Genomic DNA, 15535 nt, shown 5'->3' on the forward strand with positions numbered 1-15535 from the left:
ATATATCGGCTTCTTGGAAAGGTTTTAGCGAATACGCATTGAAAAATAGCACAAAACGTCCGTCATTACTAGGAGTTCAGGCAGCTGGGGCGGCTCCAATTGTCCAGAATCGTATTGTGGACAATCCGGAAACAATCGCAACAGCAATTCGAATTGGCAATCCGGCTAGCTGGAACCTTGCGCTAAAAGCTCTCGACGAATCAAACGGCACGATTTTGGCCGTAACGGATGAAGAAATTCTAGAAGCGTATCAACTGCTCGCTTCAACAGAAGGCATCTTTGCAGAACCGGCGTCATGTGCGTCAATCGCAGGAATTAAAAAGCAAGTGGAGAACGGAATGCTCCAAAAAGATTCGACAGTCGTTGCGATATTAACTGGAAATGGGTTGAAAGATCCAGAAACTGCGATTGCAGTAAATGAGCACAAAGCATTTCTCGTACCTGAAGATATGGAACGTTTTTGGGAGGATTTGAAAAAGGGTGTGAAGGTATGAGTTGGAAAGAATTTTCAGTAACTGTTCCTGCATCGACTGCAAATCTTGGGCCAGGGTTCGATTCGATTGGTTTGGCTTTGGACCTTCATTTATCGATTTGCGTTTCACCGGCTTCTGAATGGACAGTTGAATATAGCGATGATGGATATCAACATTTAACTAGTGGAATAGATAATTTAATCGTGTCTACTTCACTGGCAGTTGCTGAAATGTTTAATCGTTCACTCTCACCTGCGAAACTGCGAGTGGAAACGGATATTCCACTAGGCAGAGGACTAGGAAGTAGCGCTGCAGCAATTGCTGGGGGCATCGAAATTGCTGACCGGTTACTTGGATTGGACTTGTCTATGACAGAAAAAGTGAAAATCGGTAGCGCAATGGAAGGCCATCCCGATAATGTTTCGGCTTCTTTTTTAGGTGGTTTGACGATTTCCTATTTTGACGGGAGTGAGCTTGAAGTAATCCATGTACCGCAAGTGGAAATCGGTGTGGTTATACTGGTGCCACCGACGGAATTTCTTACAACGGAGTCAAGAGGAATGTTGCCGCAATCGCTCGAGCATAGTGTTGCGACGCGAGGGAGTGCAGCTGGAAATGTATTATCCGCAGCACTTGTGAGCGGTAACTGGGAAACTGCAGGACGCTTGATGGAAAAAGATACACTTCATGAACCTTACCGAAAAAATAAGTTCCCGGATTTTGAAGCCGTTCGCCAAGCATGTATGGAAGCAGGGGCTTACGGTTCTACTATTAGTGGTGCAGGACCTTCTCTTTTCATCGCGACGAAAAAAGGGCATGAAGAGGGAGTGGCTGCTCGATTGAGTGACCAGTTCCCTCACTACAAATGTGTCGTATTGAGACCTACATCTGAAGGAATGCAATCCAGAGTAACGGTAATTTAATTTCATGCAAAAAAAGCTCAGGAAACTGGGCTTTTTTCAAAAGAAAGTAAAACTTTGAGACTACTGCTAACCCAGTGATCATGGTAGTTTTTCTAGTTTCGCAAATAGAAGCGACCAAACCGCGTATAGTCGACAGAGAACCGCTCATAGAAATGGCAAATCACTAAAACCGCGCATAGGAAAAAAATCGTCAGCAGAATGTCTTTTTTCAACTGTACGATCTTTATCGAGCATCTCGATAGTTAATACCGGAGCGGTTAACTATTCAGTACTTTTTGTGTAAATGCTTTTACATCAAGTGCTGTCTCTTCACGTTTCACATCTTCTAACATAACATTTCGGAAATATGCCACACTTGCTGGCAATGGCAAATTCAATAATTTCGTTAAAGCTTCTTGATACATTAAAACGAATTCGGGGTCTGTATTGCCTCGTTTTAATTCTGAAAAGGATTCGTAAAACTGATCGAGTTTATCTGCAAATTCTAATAAACGCCCTTCGATTGAAGCGTCTTTACCTTCCTTCATTCGATGAAAGAAAATAGGTTGAAAGTCATCAGGTATTTCTTCTAAAATAAATTTCTCCATCATTTTTTCTTCGACATGGGCAATCATTTGTTTTAGTTCGGGAGATGCGTGTTTGACAGGTGTTTTAATATCTCCAATGAACACTTCCGCGAAATCGTGGTTGATGGTCTTTTCATACAGGGATTTCCAATCAATGGTTTCCCCATTTCTTTCTTCTATGGTTGCAAAAAACATGGCGTATTGGGAAACTTTCCAACTATGTGCGGCTACATTATGTTCCTCAAACTTAAATTTACCAGGACAACGAATAATTCGTTCTAAGTCATTCATGCTTGTGAAAAATCTATGGATTCCCATTAAATATCTTCTCCTTTAAGTGTCATGTTTTAATGATATGTCTGTGTCGTAATTGTTGTTAGGATGCTCAATCATGAAGAATTCTATTTTTGTTTGATTATACAACCTGGATTGATTTCTATGTATGGAAACAACAAACAAAATAACAATCCCAGCCAAAACAACTATTGACTGGGCATGATGGTTATTCTCAATTTACTATGGAGATTTTAACAGACTTTCATTTTCTGGCCAATTGTTCTTGCGCCAGCTTTATCATCTCTTTCACCATATTGCCACCAATCGGACCGCCAATTGTTCCAGCCTGTTTGGATGTGAGGTTTCCGTTATACTCTCTATTTAAAGGAATCCCGAGTTCATCGGCGATTTCGTATTTTACATCCTCACCTGGAGATGAATTCAAACCGTATCCTTGAGCACTCATAACTCGAGACTTTAATTGATCTAAACCTTGTCTAGCTTCCGGAACTAAAATTTTATTATTTCTGGCCACAATCAATTCCTCCCTTTTCAGACAGTATTTCCTGAAAGGGAAAATGCATGCTTATTTCAAGTTATCGAAGAAGAAATATGTAATTATTAATTTCCGATAAATGGGTTTTATAATAAGGTGGAATTAAAAGTAAGTTGGGATTGAGAGGAAGAGTTTGGAGCTAAAGAATAAAGAAAAGTTCAATTCAAAATTACAGGAAGTATATGGCTGTTAGTTTCTTTATTATACTTGAGTTTATTGGTATTTATATTTACTAGTAATATGAGTGGATTTGAATTGGTAATAGGCCTCTTATAATTTTATCAAGTTCGGTATTGACTGTGTTTAATTTTAAAATCCCGACAATCGATTATGTAAGGTTGAATGCAGTTACTTTCTACTTTCCGAAGTATGATTTTGAAAAGAAAACAAATAAACCTTTCAGAAATTGAAAAGGGTCGAATCAGTGGAGATAAATTGATTTTAATGTTAAACAATGAAAAAGAATTTAAGATATGCATGAAAAACTTAACGATTAAAGACTCTGAAAAACATATTGTGAAATTAAGAGAGTTCTTGTTTATCAGATAACAAATTAAAACTCATCCCCTAGTACCATTGGAGGATGAGTTTTAATCATAAACTTATTTTATTGTACCGGTTACTCTACTGGAGTTACAAAGTTAAAATCGATCTCATTTAAACCGTCGATTTCGAGTTTTCCACTTTTACCATCCAATGAGCTGTTTGTAGAAAGTTCAACTGTCAATATTGTACGATCTGTAGATAGAGATGTACCCACAAATTCTAATTCTTTTACTGAACCATCTTTGAAGTATGCATCGATGTAGAACATTTCAGCAAGTTCTGCAGCTGTAAATTCTTCAGGTGCTGCTTCTTCCATTTTAATCTCAATAGTCGTTGGGCTCAAAATTGTTGCTGATTCAGCAAATGGAGCGAAGCTGAAGAAAAAGATTGTATTGTATAGAAGGTTTGCGAATTCACCGCGTTTGATGTTGTCATATGTACCAAATGTAGTTGGTGTTTTTCCGCTAGTGATTCCAGAACCATATAATGCTTCAATATGACTTTCGAATACGCTGCCAGCTACATCCGTGAATGGTGTTTCTTCTGCATAATCTTCTAGGCCAAAACCAAGATTTAAGAACTTAGCCATAGCACCACGGCTTAATAGAAGTTCTGGACCAAATTTTTCTTTCGTTATCCCAGAAACAATTCCTTCTTCTGCTAGGGCATTTACTGCACCTTTAACACGTGGGTTTAAATCAGTAAAGCCTGCAGATACTGCATTCTCTGTATCAAGTCCAAGCGTGTTTGCAAGGATGACTGCAGCATCTCCTCTTGTTAGGTTTAAATTTGTTCCAAACGAAGTGGCTGATTTCCCATTGATTATTTCATTTTCATATAAGAAGCTTACTGCTTCTTCATAATTAGGATTTACATCTGTAAATTGGTGTTCCGCTGCTGAGGCAGAAGGCGTGATAGCAGATAAAGCCAGAATTGCTACTAAACTAGTAGCAAAAAGTTTTTTAAAACTAGTAAACATTGAATTTTCCTCCTATAAATGGGTAGACCGTAAATTTTAGTACATCTTAATTTACCATGGATAGATTTGTATAAATACAGGTAAAAAGAGGGAATTGATTTTAGGGACAAAAGACTTATTTTTAAAAGTATCAGTGGGTAAAATGGGGTGATTGATGAGTAATCAAAAATAAAAATGCTGTCCTCAGAAGAGAACAGCATTTCACATTATTTTTTCTTTTTAGAAGTCAAACGGCTTAGTGCAAATGCACCTGCAAAGACCCCAATTGCAGTGTTAGTACGTTTATTGAAGATTTGTTTTACAACAAGGTTCAAGTTTTGTGGGCGTTCAGCTAATCTTCTCATAAAGTATCCGTACCAGTCGTCGCCAAACGGTACGTATGTGCAGAAATTATAGCCTTGTTTTGCTAAATCAACTTGCATATCTTTACGGAAACCATAAAGCATTTGGAACTCGAATTTATCGTTTGAAATTTGGTTTTCTTCTACAAATTTCTTCACGTGGTTGATTACATGATGATCGTGTGTTGCGATTGAAGAGAATTTACCATTTAGTAAATGATACTCAATTAGTTTGATGTAGTTTGCATCAATTTCTTCTTTCGTTTGGTACGCATTTTCAACTGCTTCTTTGTAAGCGCCTTTTACGATGCGTAATCGCATATCTTTGTATTTCTCAATGTCGTCTTGTGCACGGTAGAAGTAAGCTTGAATCACAGTACCTACATTGCTGTAGTTCTCAGTAAGTTTATCCATTAAATCAAATGAAGGTTGTAAATGACCATAATCCTCCATATCAAGATTGATGTGCATATCGTATTTACTTGCAGCAGCTACGATTTCAAGTAAGTTTTCATAACAGAAATCATAATCGATATCGAGACCAAGTTGTGTAGGTTTCAATGAAATATGAGCATCTACACCATTTGCATGAATAGCTTCAATTACTTCAAGAATGCTTCCTTTAGCTTTTAACGCTTCAGATCTTTCAAAAACGAATTCGCCTAAGTTATCAACGGTAGCACTAATGCCTTTTGCATTCAATTCACGAATGCTTTTAATTGTATCTTCGACATTTGTTCCAGCTACTACTGTTTGTGCACCTAACTTCAAACCGTATTTTTTTGCTGCACTCGTCAACAATTGATTTTTTGATAAAGCCATAAATACATCTTTTAACATGATTTTTCCTCCTGAAAGTGGTTCATTCTATGTTATCTTATATCCTGCTTAAATAATAAGAATCACTAAATAGTATCATGTGAATCATGAATACATTTTATTATAATTCTTTTTGACGAACATGCCTACTAATTGAGGCGATAATGTACGGAAATTGTTTCATTAAAGTGTTATTCTTCCCAATAATGGTCTAGATATAAGTTGAAATCTGAAAGTACTGAATTTTCATATGCAATTAAGGAATATTTTTCTTGTTTTAACTAAAATAATTGTATAATTATGAATATTTTTATGCTCTGCAATTAAAGGGACTACCATAGTGAATATTGAATAATACACGAATAGAAAGTTCACATTAGAAGGAGGAGTTAGATGATTTATTCGAATTTAGGATATAGTGGTTTGCGTGTTTCAAATTTGAGTCTTGGAACAATGGCATTCGGAAGATGGATTGATGAAAAAGCCTCTGTTCAGATTTTGGATACGGCACTGGATGCAGGGATTAACTTAATAGATACAGCTAATTTTTATGGCAAGGGTCAAGATGAACAATTTTTATATGGTACTGGAGAATCTGAAGAAATTATTGGCAGAGCTTTAAAAGGAAGACGCGATAAAGTCATTTTAGCAACAAAAGTTGGGTTGCCAATGGGGAAAGATCCGAATGATGCTGGATTGTCAAAATTTCATATCTTGCGAGAGCTCGAGTATTCATTGCAAAGGCTTCAAACGGATTACATAGATTTATATCAAGTTCACCGATTTGATGACCAAACACCACTTGACGAAACTTTGTCTACTTTAACAGCCTTGGTTAACCAAGGAAAGGTACGTTATATCGGGTGTTCCAATTATGCCGCTTGGCAAATAGCTAAAGCAAATGGAATAAGCAATTTGCATGGCCTTGAGCACTTTGTTTCATCTCAATCTCAATATAATTTGTTATCACGAGAATTGGAAACCGAAGTGGTACCGTACTGCTTATCTGAAAATGTGGGATTGCTTGTGTATAGTCCTATGGCTCGCGGCATGTTATCTGGAAAATATACATCTCGCGACGACGTGCCTGAGGGAAGTCGAGCTGCTAGAGGTGAAAGGCTCATTCAGAACTATTTCAAGGATGAAAATTTTTCAAAGGTGGAAGCATATAAACAAGCTGCAGAAGAACATGATGTGAATTTATCACAATTTTCTTTAGCTTGGATTTTAAATCAACCAGCTGTAACATCTGCAATTGTTGGAGCTAGCAAATCTTATCACGTAACTGATGCCGCTAAAATAAGTGACTGGCAATGGACAGATGAATTGAAGCAACGAGTAAATTTGTTATAAAAGGACTCTTTTCGTAAGCAGATATCTTGAAGATCCGGTTTGAGGTCTATACCATCAAGAGTAGATACTTTGATTTACGAAAGGAATAATACTATGACAAAAGAATATAACTCCATTCCTGTTTCCGTACTGGATTTAGTCGCAGTACGCGAAGGTGATACTCATAAAGAAGCGATTGGCGATATGGTCAATTTAGCTCAACATACAGAAAAATTAGGTTATCTTCGTTACTGGTTAACTGAGCATCATAATATGCCAACAGTTATTAGTTCTGCCACATCTATTTTAATTGGACATGTGTTGGAAAATACACAATCGATTAGAGTAGGTTCAGGAGGAATTATGTTGCCAAATCACGCACCTCTTGTAGTAGCCGAACAGTTTGGTACATTAGAAGCAATGTATCCGAAGCGGGTTGATTTAGGTTTAGGGCGCGCACCGGGGACGGATATGAGAACTGCGCATGCTTTACGTCGAACAACGCAAGAAACAGCTTTTGCTTTTCCACAAGATGTTGTAGAGTTACAAAATTATTTTAAAGCACTTGATCAACAAGGAGCGGTTCGTGCATTTCCAGGTGTAGATGCTCAAGTACCAATCTACATTTTAGGGTCAAGTACTTCTAGTGCTTCGTTAGCTGCGCGATTAGGCTTGCCTTATGTTTTTGCTGCTCACTTTGCACCTACTCAATTAGAAGAAGCATTACAAATCTACCGCAATCAATTTACACCATCTGAGTATTTAGCTGAGCCGTATGTAATGGTTTGTGTAAATGTTGTTGCGGCGGATACGAATGAAGAAGCTGAAAAACTTTCTACTACAACTAATCGATTTTATTTAAATGTGGTAAGACGATCAGAGAATTTCTTGCAACCTCCAGTGGATTCAATGGATGGCTTATGGAGTCCCTTTGAAGAAAGCGCTGTTCGCGGAATGTCTGCCTATGCATTTAAAGGTGATAAACAAGCAATTCAAGGACAAGCGAAAAAGTTCTTCGAGAAATTCCAAGTGGATGAATTAATCGCGGTGACGTATATTTACGATCAAACAGCTAGAAAACGCTCATATGAAATACTGAAAGAAGCAATAGCTGAGCTGTAATAGATAAAATGAAACAGGCCGAGATATATTCTCTGCCTGTTTTTTGTTGTCATTGTATTTGTTTATTAGAGCTACACCTTTGAACTTTGAGAATGGTTTTCGTCCACTCGATAAGGGTTTTCATCCGTTCAACTGGGGTTTCCATCCACTCACTATAGGTTTTCATCCATTCAACTTGAGTTTCCATCCACTCGTGTAACGTTTCCGACCATTCGCTTGGAGATGGACACCATTCCTCCGGAGAAAGACACCGCTTCCTATATCCAGAGTCGCCCGTTTTTTTAATCTATCAATGTACATATAATCATCCAATATTTTTCATGTAGAATAAATATTTTTAAAAAAACCATGTTTAATGGAGTAAATCTCTGGATAAATAGTTAATACTTATATCTGGAAATAACTTTTTCAGATGAGTGAATTAACTAAAAAATGAAATCAAATAAATGTATTAACTTAACTATAAAGCTTTGGAGGTCAAACACATGATGAGAATAAAGTTGGTCTATAAACAACATTTATTGCTAAAACAAATTAATTTGAAAAAGAAGGACATGTATAAAAAAGCAAAACAATTAGGTTATACACACGCTCAAGTCGTGGCGTCGAGCCAAGAACTTGATAAGTTATTGAATCATTATCAAGGCATATTTCCGTACGATGAAGTAGGGTAATTTAAGACAACTATGTTGTTTGTGGATAACTAAATTGTTCTACACGTCTAGACTACCTCATTTGTCTTCATTTTCATCAATAATTAACCCAGTGTAACGATTCGTAACACTGGGTTTTTGTTGTGCTATTTTTTCATTGGATTTATAGCTTTTCAATTGACGCACCCTTCATTTTGAATCAGCAAGCTTTTATTGTGTAAAATAGAGGTAGAAATCTATTTGAAAAAGGTGCTTATATGAAAGAAATAATAGTAATTGGTGCTGGGATTCTAGGAGCTTCGACAGCCTATCATTTAGCGAAAGCTGGTGCACAAGTAACTGTTGTGGATCGACAAGATCCAGGACAGGCCACAGATGCTGCTGCAGGCATTATTTGCCCGTGGCTCTCGCAAAGACGCAATAAAGCATGGTATTCTCTTGCGAAAAGTGGAGCTGCTTATTATGAAACTCTGATTCGACTTCTTGAAGAGGATGGAGAGACGAATACGGGGTATAAGCGAGTAGGGGCCATTAGTCTCCATACAGATCATGAGAAACTTTTGAAGATGGAAGAGCGCGCAGTGTTAAGGAGTCAAGATGCTCCGGAAATCGGTACAGTAAGACAAGTCACACCGTCTGAAACAGTTTCATTATTTCCTCCGCTTTCTGAAGAATTCGCTTCAGTTTTTGTAAGTGGAGCTGCGCGAGTAAATGGGAGGGACCTTCGACAAGCATTGGTCAATGCCGCGAAAAAGCATGGGGCTACTTTCATTTACGGATCCGCTGAAATTGAACATGACGATTCGAAAGTTACAGGAATCCGAGTCAATCAAGAGAGTTACGATGCGGACTGTGTGATTGTCACGGCAGGAGCATGGGCAGATGTACTTTTATCACCACTTGGTATTGATTTGCAATTGACTGCTCAGAAAGCACAAATTGTGCACCTTCATTTACAAGATGTGCAAACGGAAAATTGGCCGGTAGTGATGCCGCCGAATGATCAGTACATACTTGCTTTTGATAACGGTCAAGTTGTAATTGGAGCTACTCATGAAGATGACAAAAAGTTTGATTTACGAGTCACTGCAGGAGGTGTACATGAAGTGTTTAGCAAAGCATTGTTAATTGCTCCTGGTTTAAGGGACAGTACGTTTGTTGAAACACGTGTAGGTTTCCGACCATTTACTCCGAACTTTCTTCCTATCATCGGAGAAGTACCTGGCTACGAAGGACTCCTTCTAGCAAACGGACTTGGTGCTTCTGGTTTAACAGTAGGACCTTTTTTAGGAACCCAACTGGCGAAGCTGGCGCTTAATGAAAATCTTGATATCGATTTGGATTTATACGAAGTGTCAGGTGCCATTGGTAAATAAATATATAGGAAAACCCCCGGAGTGATTTTTCACTCCGGGGGTTTTGGTTATTTTTTAAATCTTTTCTACTTCCTCAGCTATCTCCATATGATGTTCTCCCCAAGCGCACATGGCATCCAAAATAGGACGCAGTGACCAACCATAGTCAGTTAAAGAATAAATAACTTTTGGTGGTACTTGATCAAATACCATTCGGTTAACAACACCATCTTCCTCTAGCTCTCGTAGCTGCTGAGTAAGCATCTTTTGTGTAATGGCCGGCATGAGCTTTTTTAATTCACTTGTGCGTCGTTCCTCTTTAATTAAATGACACATTATGACTACTTTCCATTTTCCACCAATCACATCAAGAGTTGCTTCGACGGGGATATTGTATGCCATATTGTTTCCTCCTCTATATCAATGAGTTCTAAAGTTTCTATTTGAATACATCTAAAAAACTAATTAAATGTATGTTACCATATACCACTTTACATCCGCCTCTCTTAAATAGATATAGGTACTAAAAAGTGCCTACAGTACTTTAAAGTGCGTACTATTCTTTATTTGACCTTGAGCGCATAATGAGGTTTGCAAGGAAGACGGTAAGTAAAATGCCGATTTTCCTGAACACTATTTATAGAAAAAATGAGGAGGAACAATAAATGAATCATTCACATACAGCTGATGACAAAGCGAGAAAAGGAAGACTAGCTTTATGGGCGCTTGCAATCAGTGCCTTTGGTATCGGAACTACGGAATTTGTTCCTGTAGGATTATTAGCTACAATTGCAAAGGACTTTGATATAGGAATAACATTAGCCGGCTTGTTAATTTCTGGCTATGCGATAGGTGTTGCTGTTGGAGCACCCATCTTAACAGCACTCACCAATCGGGTGAGTAGAAAAACTCTGTTGATGGTTTTAATGGTCGTATTTATTGTGGGAAATATAGTGGCAGCGATGTCGACTTCATTTGAGTTGTTAATGGTCGCTCGGTTTATTACCGCATTCTCACATGGTGTTTTCTTTTCTATTGGTGCAACAATTGCCGTGCAGTTAGTGCCTGCTCATAAAAAAGCGAGCGCAATTGCGTTAATGTTTACAGGGTTAACGGTTGCTACCGTCACGGGTGTACCACTTGGGACATTTATTGGGCAAGCATTTGGGTGGCGTGCAACGTTTTGGGGTGTTGCGGCACTAGGAGTTATTGCAATAGTAGCAATCGCGTTGTTAATTCCTAAAAACTTAAAACAATCTCCACCTGCTAAATTTAGTGATATGTTCCGACTCGTTACAAATGGACGTCTATTACTAGGGTTTGCAATAACAGCATTCGGTTACGGTGGAACCTTTGTTGCGTTTACGTATTTAACACCGATTCTTGAAGATGTCACCAAGATTGATTCGAAATTAGTGAGTATCGTCCTTCTTGTTTATGGAATTGCTGTTGCAATAGGAAATGCAGTTGGTGGTCGTCTCGCAAATCACAATCCAGCACGCGCTTTGTTTTGGATGTTCATCATGCACGCCATCATTATGATTGTGATGACATTTATGATTCCATTCAAAGTAGCGGGGTTAATTGCAGTTATCTTGATGGGTCTAGTAGCATTTATGAATGTTCCAGGCCTACAACTTAACGTCGTGCAACTTGCAGAAAAATATGTTCCTGCAGCTGTTGACGTGGCATCCGCATTAAACATTGCCGCGTTTAATGTTGGTATTGCCATGGGATCAATTATCGGCGGATTGGTTATTAATACAATTGGTATAGTTCATACACCATGGATTGGCGGAATCATGGTTATAGGAGCAGTCCTTCTGACAGGTATGTCATTACGTCTCGAACGACATACAAATGCATAATACTTTAAGTTATCAAATCACGAGAGCTTTCCAAAAAGATAGTATGAATATTAAATGAAAATCTTTCCCTCTATTAGAATAAATTTGAGTGGTAAGGGAAAACTTAGTTATTCAATACTTAATCTTGAGAGGAGAATTTGTTAATGAGTGAGAGAAAACCTCCACATCAGCAAATGGCTGAAGAGAACAATGGTTTGAGTGCTGCGCAAGAAGTTTTGTACAACGAAGAGTTTAACAAAGCAGATAAAGCCAGTGGACTTGAAGGAGTAAAAGGTATCAGGAAGAAAGATAAGGAAAAAGGCGATAAAAAGCTGCATTAAAATGGATACGATAAGTGGTTCTCTGCAATATAAAATCCCAGTCATTGTAATATGACTGGGATTTTATATTGCATCCATTTCGTGTCAGTAGCGAAGCGAAAACCAATCTAATTAGCCCCTAGACTCCGAGTTTTTGTGGGAGGGGTGGACGGGAATAAAAGAACCGTTAATGGGAATAAATCAATTTGAACGGGAAGAAAACTAAATCAGGACAATACAAAAATAGGCATACCCCAAGTTAGTACTTTAACTTGGGGTATGCCTCTATAGGTTATTATTAGTTTATACAGTAGTTTTTTTCTTATCAATTGTGTTGAGCATTTGATCAATCATACCTTTGCCCTCGCCGTTTTTCGTRAATTCATTTACTTGTCCTTTGAGTTTTTCGCGAGAGTCCTTGTTACGCATAAGAAAAGCTGCGCCAAGTCCAAGTGCTGCCATTGCTAATGTATTTCGTTTCATAATTAAACGCCTCCTGTTTGTGTTGTATTTGTTTAATTCCCTTAACATGGCAATTTAAACATGATTTTCACATGAATAGTAATTATGTTCTAGTCATTAAGGGAATTTTTTGATTAATTATGCATATTTATTTATAAAAGGTTGTATCTATACAACATTTTTATTATAATTATCGTATATTTCAGAAAATGTTTGGAAGTGTAATCATGGAAATAACGTATTCACCACTTGGTGATGAAGCGATTGTGATTGAGGTTGGAAATGAGATTTCAAAAGAAGCAACCAATCTTGTACGATCAATAACCAATCGAATAGAAGAGACTTTGATTGATTCGATAATTGAGGTGATTCCTGCATTTACGACAGTGACTGTTTTTTACGAGGTCACAGCGGAATTACAATACAAAGATATTAAAAAAATAATAGAAAAAACGTTAGTTGAAATGCAAGACTTCACTTCATTAGAACAACGCACGATCGAGATTCCAGTTTGCTATGGTGGGGAACACGGTCCAGACCTTGAGTTTGTGGCAAAACATAATCAGTTAAGTGTTGAAGAAGTTGTAGCGATTCATTCTTCAGGAACATACGAAGTTAATATGATTGGTTTTGCACCTGGTTTCCCATTTATCGAGGGAATGTCTGAAAAGATTGCGGCTCCACGTCGAACGACGCCAAGGCTCCGTATACCTGAACGGACTGTTGGGATTGCAGGAATCCAGACGGGAGTTTATCCTATTGAAACACCAGGAGGCTGGCAATTGATTGGTCGAACGCCAATTGACCTATTCCTACCAATGGGAAAAATGCCGAGTTTATTACAAGCGGGAGACCGGATTATCTTTAAGCCAATATCCGAGGAAGAGTATGAAGAATGGGAGGGGACTACCCATGCTGCAGATTAATAAAGAGGGTTTACAAACCACTGTACAAGATATTGGAAGAAGAGGTTTTCAGAAATATGGCGTCATTGTAAGTGGCGTTATGGACCCGTATGCACATCGAATTGCGAATGTGTTAGTCGGTAATTCAGAAACCGATTCCACAATTGARATTACGTTAGTGGGTCCACAACTCACATTTCTTGAGGATTGTTTATTTTCACTGACGGGGGGAGATTTGTCACCTTTACTAAATGGGAATCCTATTAAAATGTGGCGTCCGATTCTCGCTAAAAAAGGCTGCAAGTTAACTTTTGGGAAGCCTCGTTCAGGGTGTCGTACCTATTTAGCTGTAGCTGGTGGAATTTCAGTAACTGAAGTAATGGATAGTAAATCTACCTACTTGCGAGCTGGAATAGGTGGCTTTGATGGAAGAGCTCTTAAAAAAGGAGACGTTGTTAAGAGTGGTGAGGTATCCAAATACATACGTACTTTTAAAGACAAATTAGCTAGAGAAGCGACTGACTGGTCCTTTATACAAGTGGATTGGACGTTAATGACTCAAGCAATCCCAATATATCAATCGGAAGACACTGTTCGAGTTACCGAAGGAAGACAGGCGAAATTATTCGATGAAAAAAGTAAGGATGCTTTTTATAACGAAGCATTTCAAATATCTTCCGATTCTGACCGGATGGGCTATCGTTTGAAAGGACCACAACTGACATTAATAGAACCGAAAGAATTGGTATCTGAAGGCGTTGCTTTTGGTTCGATTCAAGTGCCACCAGATGGGCAACCCATCATTTTAATGGCGGACCGGCAGACGACGGGTGGATACCCGAAAATTGGGCAAATCGCAACGGTTGATTTACCAAAAGTAAGCCAATTAAAGCCTGGGGAAAGTATTCGCTTTGAGAAAATCACGCTAGAAGAAGCACAACAAGCGATGTTGAATGAAAGACGATTGATTGCTCAATTGACCAAATCAATTTCTCTGAAATTTAAGGAGGGAATTTGAATATGAAGAATTTAGTTGATTTGAACTGTGACATGGGAGAAAGCTTTGGCACGTACAAAATGGGCAATGATGAAGAAATTTTGGATTTTGTAACATCTGCAAATGTTGCATGTGGATTTCATGCTGGAGATCCTTCAACCATGCGTAAAACGGTGAAACTTGCTTTGGAAAAGGATGTTGGAATCGGTGCACATCCTGGATTTCAAGACTTATCTGGCTTTGGGAGAAGAAATTTACAGGTCACTCCTCGAGAAGCTTATGAAATCGTGGTGTACCAAATTGGCGCTTTATATGGATTTGTTAAAGCTGAGGGTGCTGAGATGCAACATGTGAAGCCACACGGCGCATTATTTAACATGGCAGCCACTGATCCCGCATTAGCAGAAGCAATTGCAGAAGCTGTGTATGCCATTAATCCACAGTTAGTCCTATTTGGTTTATCAGGCAGTGAAATTGTTAAAGCGGGAGAGAAGATTGGTTTACGAACCGCGAACGAAGTGTTTTCTGATCGTACATATCAAATAGATGGAACGCTGACGAGTCGAAAAGAAGCGAATGCTTTGATTACCAATACTGACACAGCGATTCAACAAGTTGTCCGAATGGTGAAAGAAGGAGTGGTTACCAGCACCATTGGAACTGAAGTGCCAATTCAGGCAGATACGGTATGTATTCATGGCGATGGTATTCACGCACTTGATTTTGCTAGACGCATTTCGGAAACGTTGAAAACTTCTGGAATCGATGTGAAAAAAATTTCTGAGTTTAAATAAGACTAAAGGAGAATACCATGAAAACTGCAAACAAAATGAAAAATACTAACCGTAGTTTATTACTCGGAGCGGCATTCTTAATGGCGACATCAGCTATTGGGCCCGGATTTTTAATACAAACGACAGTCTTTACAGAGTCACTTCTAGCAAGCTTTGGATTCGTAATATTAATTTCTATCATTATCGATATCGGTGCTCAGTTAAATATCTGGCGAATTATTGCCGTATCTGAAAAACGTGCACAAGATATTGCGAATGATGTATTGCCT

At 38.4% G+C, this 15535-nt stretch carries 17 protein-coding genes and 1 pseudogene; 12 read left to right on the top strand and 6 right to left on the bottom strand.

The window, feature by feature from the left end; all coding sequences use genetic code 11:
• The coding region (locus AC1DOS_RS10920) for a pyridoxal-phosphate dependent enzyme (protein ID WP_477537522.1) at nt 1-494 on the top strand (494 nt) is incomplete at its 5' end.
• A complete protein-coding gene (gene thrB, locus AC1DOS_RS10925; RefSeq protein ID WP_477537523.1) occupies nt 491-1396 on the top strand; it encodes a homoserine kinase in 906 nt (301 codons plus the stop codon). The genes AC1DOS_RS10920 and thrB, both read left to right, overlap by 4 nt.
• A 257-nt stretch (nt 1397-1653) precedes the next feature.
• Here the strand turns inward: thrB and AC1DOS_RS10930 are convergent, their stop codons facing one another.
• From AC1DOS_RS10930 to AC1DOS_RS10945, 4 genes are all read right to left on the bottom strand, one after another.
• Nucleotides 1654-2280, bottom strand: a complete 627-nt coding sequence (locus AC1DOS_RS10930) for an HD domain-containing protein (RefSeq protein WP_477537524.1) — start codon at nt 2278-2280, stop codon at nt 1654-1656.
• A gap of 220 nt (nt 2281-2500) precedes the next feature.
• A complete protein-coding gene (locus AC1DOS_RS10935) occupies nt 2501-2776 on the bottom strand; it encodes a small, acid-soluble spore protein, alpha/beta type (protein WP_477537534.1) in 276 nt (91 codons plus the stop codon).
• A gap of 637 nt (nt 2777-3413) precedes the next feature.
• On the bottom strand, nt 3414-4319 hold the full coding sequence (locus tag AC1DOS_RS10940; protein ID WP_477537525.1) for an S-layer homology domain-containing protein: 906 nt from the start codon (nt 4317-4319) through the stop codon (nt 3414-3416).
• 206 nt (nt 4320-4525) lie between these two features.
• A complete protein-coding gene (locus AC1DOS_RS10945) occupies nt 4526-5500 on the bottom strand; it encodes a proline dehydrogenase family protein (RefSeq protein WP_108584846.1) in 975 nt (324 codons plus the stop codon).
• 372 nt (nt 5501-5872) lie between these two features.
• On the opposite strand from AC1DOS_RS10945, the gene AC1DOS_RS10950 reads away from it, so the two are divergent.
• The 4 genes from AC1DOS_RS10950 to AC1DOS_RS10965 all read left to right on the top strand — a co-directional run bounded on the left by AC1DOS_RS10950 (nt 5873) and on the right by AC1DOS_RS10965 (nt 9962).
• Nucleotides 5873-6832: an aldo/keto reductase gene (locus AC1DOS_RS10950; RefSeq protein WP_477537526.1), complete on the top strand. Its 960-nt coding sequence runs from the start codon at nt 5873-5875 to the stop codon at nt 6830-6832.
• A 93-nt stretch (nt 6833-6925) separates the two neighbouring features.
• Nucleotides 6926-7933 carry an LLM class flavin-dependent oxidoreductase gene (locus tag AC1DOS_RS10955; protein ID WP_477537527.1) on the top strand — a complete coding sequence of 336 codons (1008 nt, stop codon included), beginning with the start codon at nt 6926-6928 and terminating at the stop codon, nt 7931-7933.
• 485 nt (nt 7934-8418) lie between these two features.
• Nucleotides 8419-8607, top strand: coding sequence for an aspartyl-phosphate phosphatase Spo0E family protein (locus tag AC1DOS_RS10960; protein ID WP_477537528.1), 189 nt, complete (start codon nt 8419-8421; stop codon nt 8605-8607).
• A 236-nt stretch (nt 8608-8843) separates the two neighbouring features.
• A complete protein-coding gene (locus AC1DOS_RS10965; RefSeq protein WP_108584849.1) occupies nt 8844-9962 on the top strand; it encodes an NAD(P)/FAD-dependent oxidoreductase in 1119 nt (372 codons plus the stop codon).
• A gap of 54 nt (nt 9963-10016) precedes the next feature.
• On the opposite strand, the gene AC1DOS_RS10970 is transcribed toward AC1DOS_RS10965, so the two are convergent.
• Complete coding sequence (locus tag AC1DOS_RS10970) at nt 10017-10343, bottom strand: winged helix-turn-helix transcriptional regulator (RefSeq protein WP_108584850.1); 327 nt, start codon at nt 10341-10343, stop codon at nt 10017-10019.
• A gap of 263 nt (nt 10344-10606) precedes the next feature.
• On the opposite strand from AC1DOS_RS10970, the gene AC1DOS_RS10975 reads away from it, so the two are divergent.
• Nucleotides 10607-11809 carry an MFS transporter gene (locus AC1DOS_RS10975; RefSeq protein WP_477537529.1) on the top strand — a complete coding sequence of 401 codons (1203 nt, stop codon included), beginning with the start codon at nt 10607-10609 and terminating at the stop codon, nt 11807-11809.
• A 143-nt stretch (nt 11810-11952) separates the two neighbouring features.
• Complete coding sequence (locus AC1DOS_RS10980; protein WP_108584852.1) at nt 11953-12129, top strand: YfhE family protein; 177 nt, start codon at nt 11953-11955, stop codon at nt 12127-12129.
• 282 nt (nt 12130-12411) lie between these two features.
• Here AC1DOS_RS10980 and AC1DOS_RS10985 read toward each other — a convergent pair whose 3' ends face one another.
• On the bottom strand, nt 12412-12591 hold the full coding sequence (locus tag AC1DOS_RS10985) for a hypothetical protein (RefSeq protein ID WP_477537530.1): 180 nt from the start codon (nt 12589-12591) through the stop codon (nt 12412-12414).
• A 206-nt stretch (nt 12592-12797) separates the two neighbouring features.
• On the opposite strand from AC1DOS_RS10985, the gene pxpB reads away from it, so the two are divergent.
• The 4 genes and pseudogenes from pxpB to AC1DOS_RS11005 form a co-directional block, all read left to right on the top strand.
• Nucleotides 12798-13496, top strand: coding sequence for a 5-oxoprolinase subunit PxpB (gene pxpB / locus AC1DOS_RS10990; protein ID WP_477537531.1), 699 nt, complete (start codon nt 12798-12800; stop codon nt 13494-13496).
• A complete protein-coding gene (locus AC1DOS_RS10995; RefSeq protein WP_477537532.1) occupies nt 13483-14493 on the top strand; it encodes a 5-oxoprolinase subunit C family protein in 1011 nt (336 codons plus the stop codon). Before pxpB ends, AC1DOS_RS10995 begins: the two co-directional genes overlap by 14 nt.
• Nucleotides 14494-14495: 2 nt before the next feature.
• Entirely contained in the window at nt 14496-15266 is a 771-nt protein-coding gene (locus AC1DOS_RS11000) for a LamB/YcsF family protein (protein ID WP_477537533.1), read from the top strand.
• Nucleotides 15267-15283: 17 nt separating this feature from the next.
• Nucleotides 15284-15535: pseudogene (locus tag AC1DOS_RS11005) on the top strand (hypothetical protein); the annotation flags it as partial.

Source organism: Paenisporosarcina sp. P5_A11, assembly GCF_056400705.1.

Coding starts and splice junctions, on each gene's coding strand:
- AC1DOS_RS10955 (WP_477537527.1), top strand. CDS start 6,926: ATGACAAAAGAATATAACTCCATTCCTGTTTCCGTACTGGATTTAGTC.
- pxpB (WP_477537531.1), top strand. CDS start 12,798: ATGGAAATAACGTATTCACCACTTGGTGATGAAGCGATTGTGATTGAG.
- AC1DOS_RS10940 (WP_477537525.1), bottom strand. CDS start 4,319: ATGTTTACTAGTTTTAAAAAACTTTTTGCTACTAGTTTAGTAGCAATT.
- thrB (WP_477537523.1), top strand. CDS start 491: ATGAGTTGGAAAGAATTTTCAGTAACTGTTCCTGCATCGACTGCAAAT.
- AC1DOS_RS10970 (WP_108584850.1), bottom strand. CDS start 10,343: ATGGCATACAATATCCCCGTCGAAGCAACTCTTGATGTGATTGGTGGA.
- AC1DOS_RS10930 (WP_477537524.1), bottom strand. CDS start 2,280: ATGGGAATCCATAGATTTTTCACAAGCATGAATGACTTAGAACGAATT.
- AC1DOS_RS10980 (WP_108584852.1), top strand. CDS start 11,953: ATGAGTGAGAGAAAACCTCCACATCAGCAAATGGCTGAAGAGAACAAT.
- AC1DOS_RS10965 (WP_108584849.1), top strand. CDS start 8,844: ATGAAAGAAATAATAGTAATTGGTGCTGGGATTCTAGGAGCTTCGACA.
- AC1DOS_RS10945 (WP_108584846.1), bottom strand. CDS start 5,500: ATGTTAAAAGATGTATTTATGGCTTTATCAAAAAATCAATTGTTGACG.
- AC1DOS_RS11000 (WP_477537533.1), top strand. CDS start 14,496: ATGAAGAATTTAGTTGATTTGAACTGTGACATGGGAGAAAGCTTTGGC.
- AC1DOS_RS10975 (WP_477537529.1), top strand. CDS start 10,607: ATGAATCATTCACATACAGCTGATGACAAAGCGAGAAAAGGAAGACTA.
- AC1DOS_RS10950 (WP_477537526.1), top strand. CDS start 5,873: ATGATTTATTCGAATTTAGGATATAGTGGTTTGCGTGTTTCAAATTTG.
- AC1DOS_RS10960 (WP_477537528.1), top strand. CDS start 8,419: ATGATGAGAATAAAGTTGGTCTATAAACAACATTTATTGCTAAAACAA.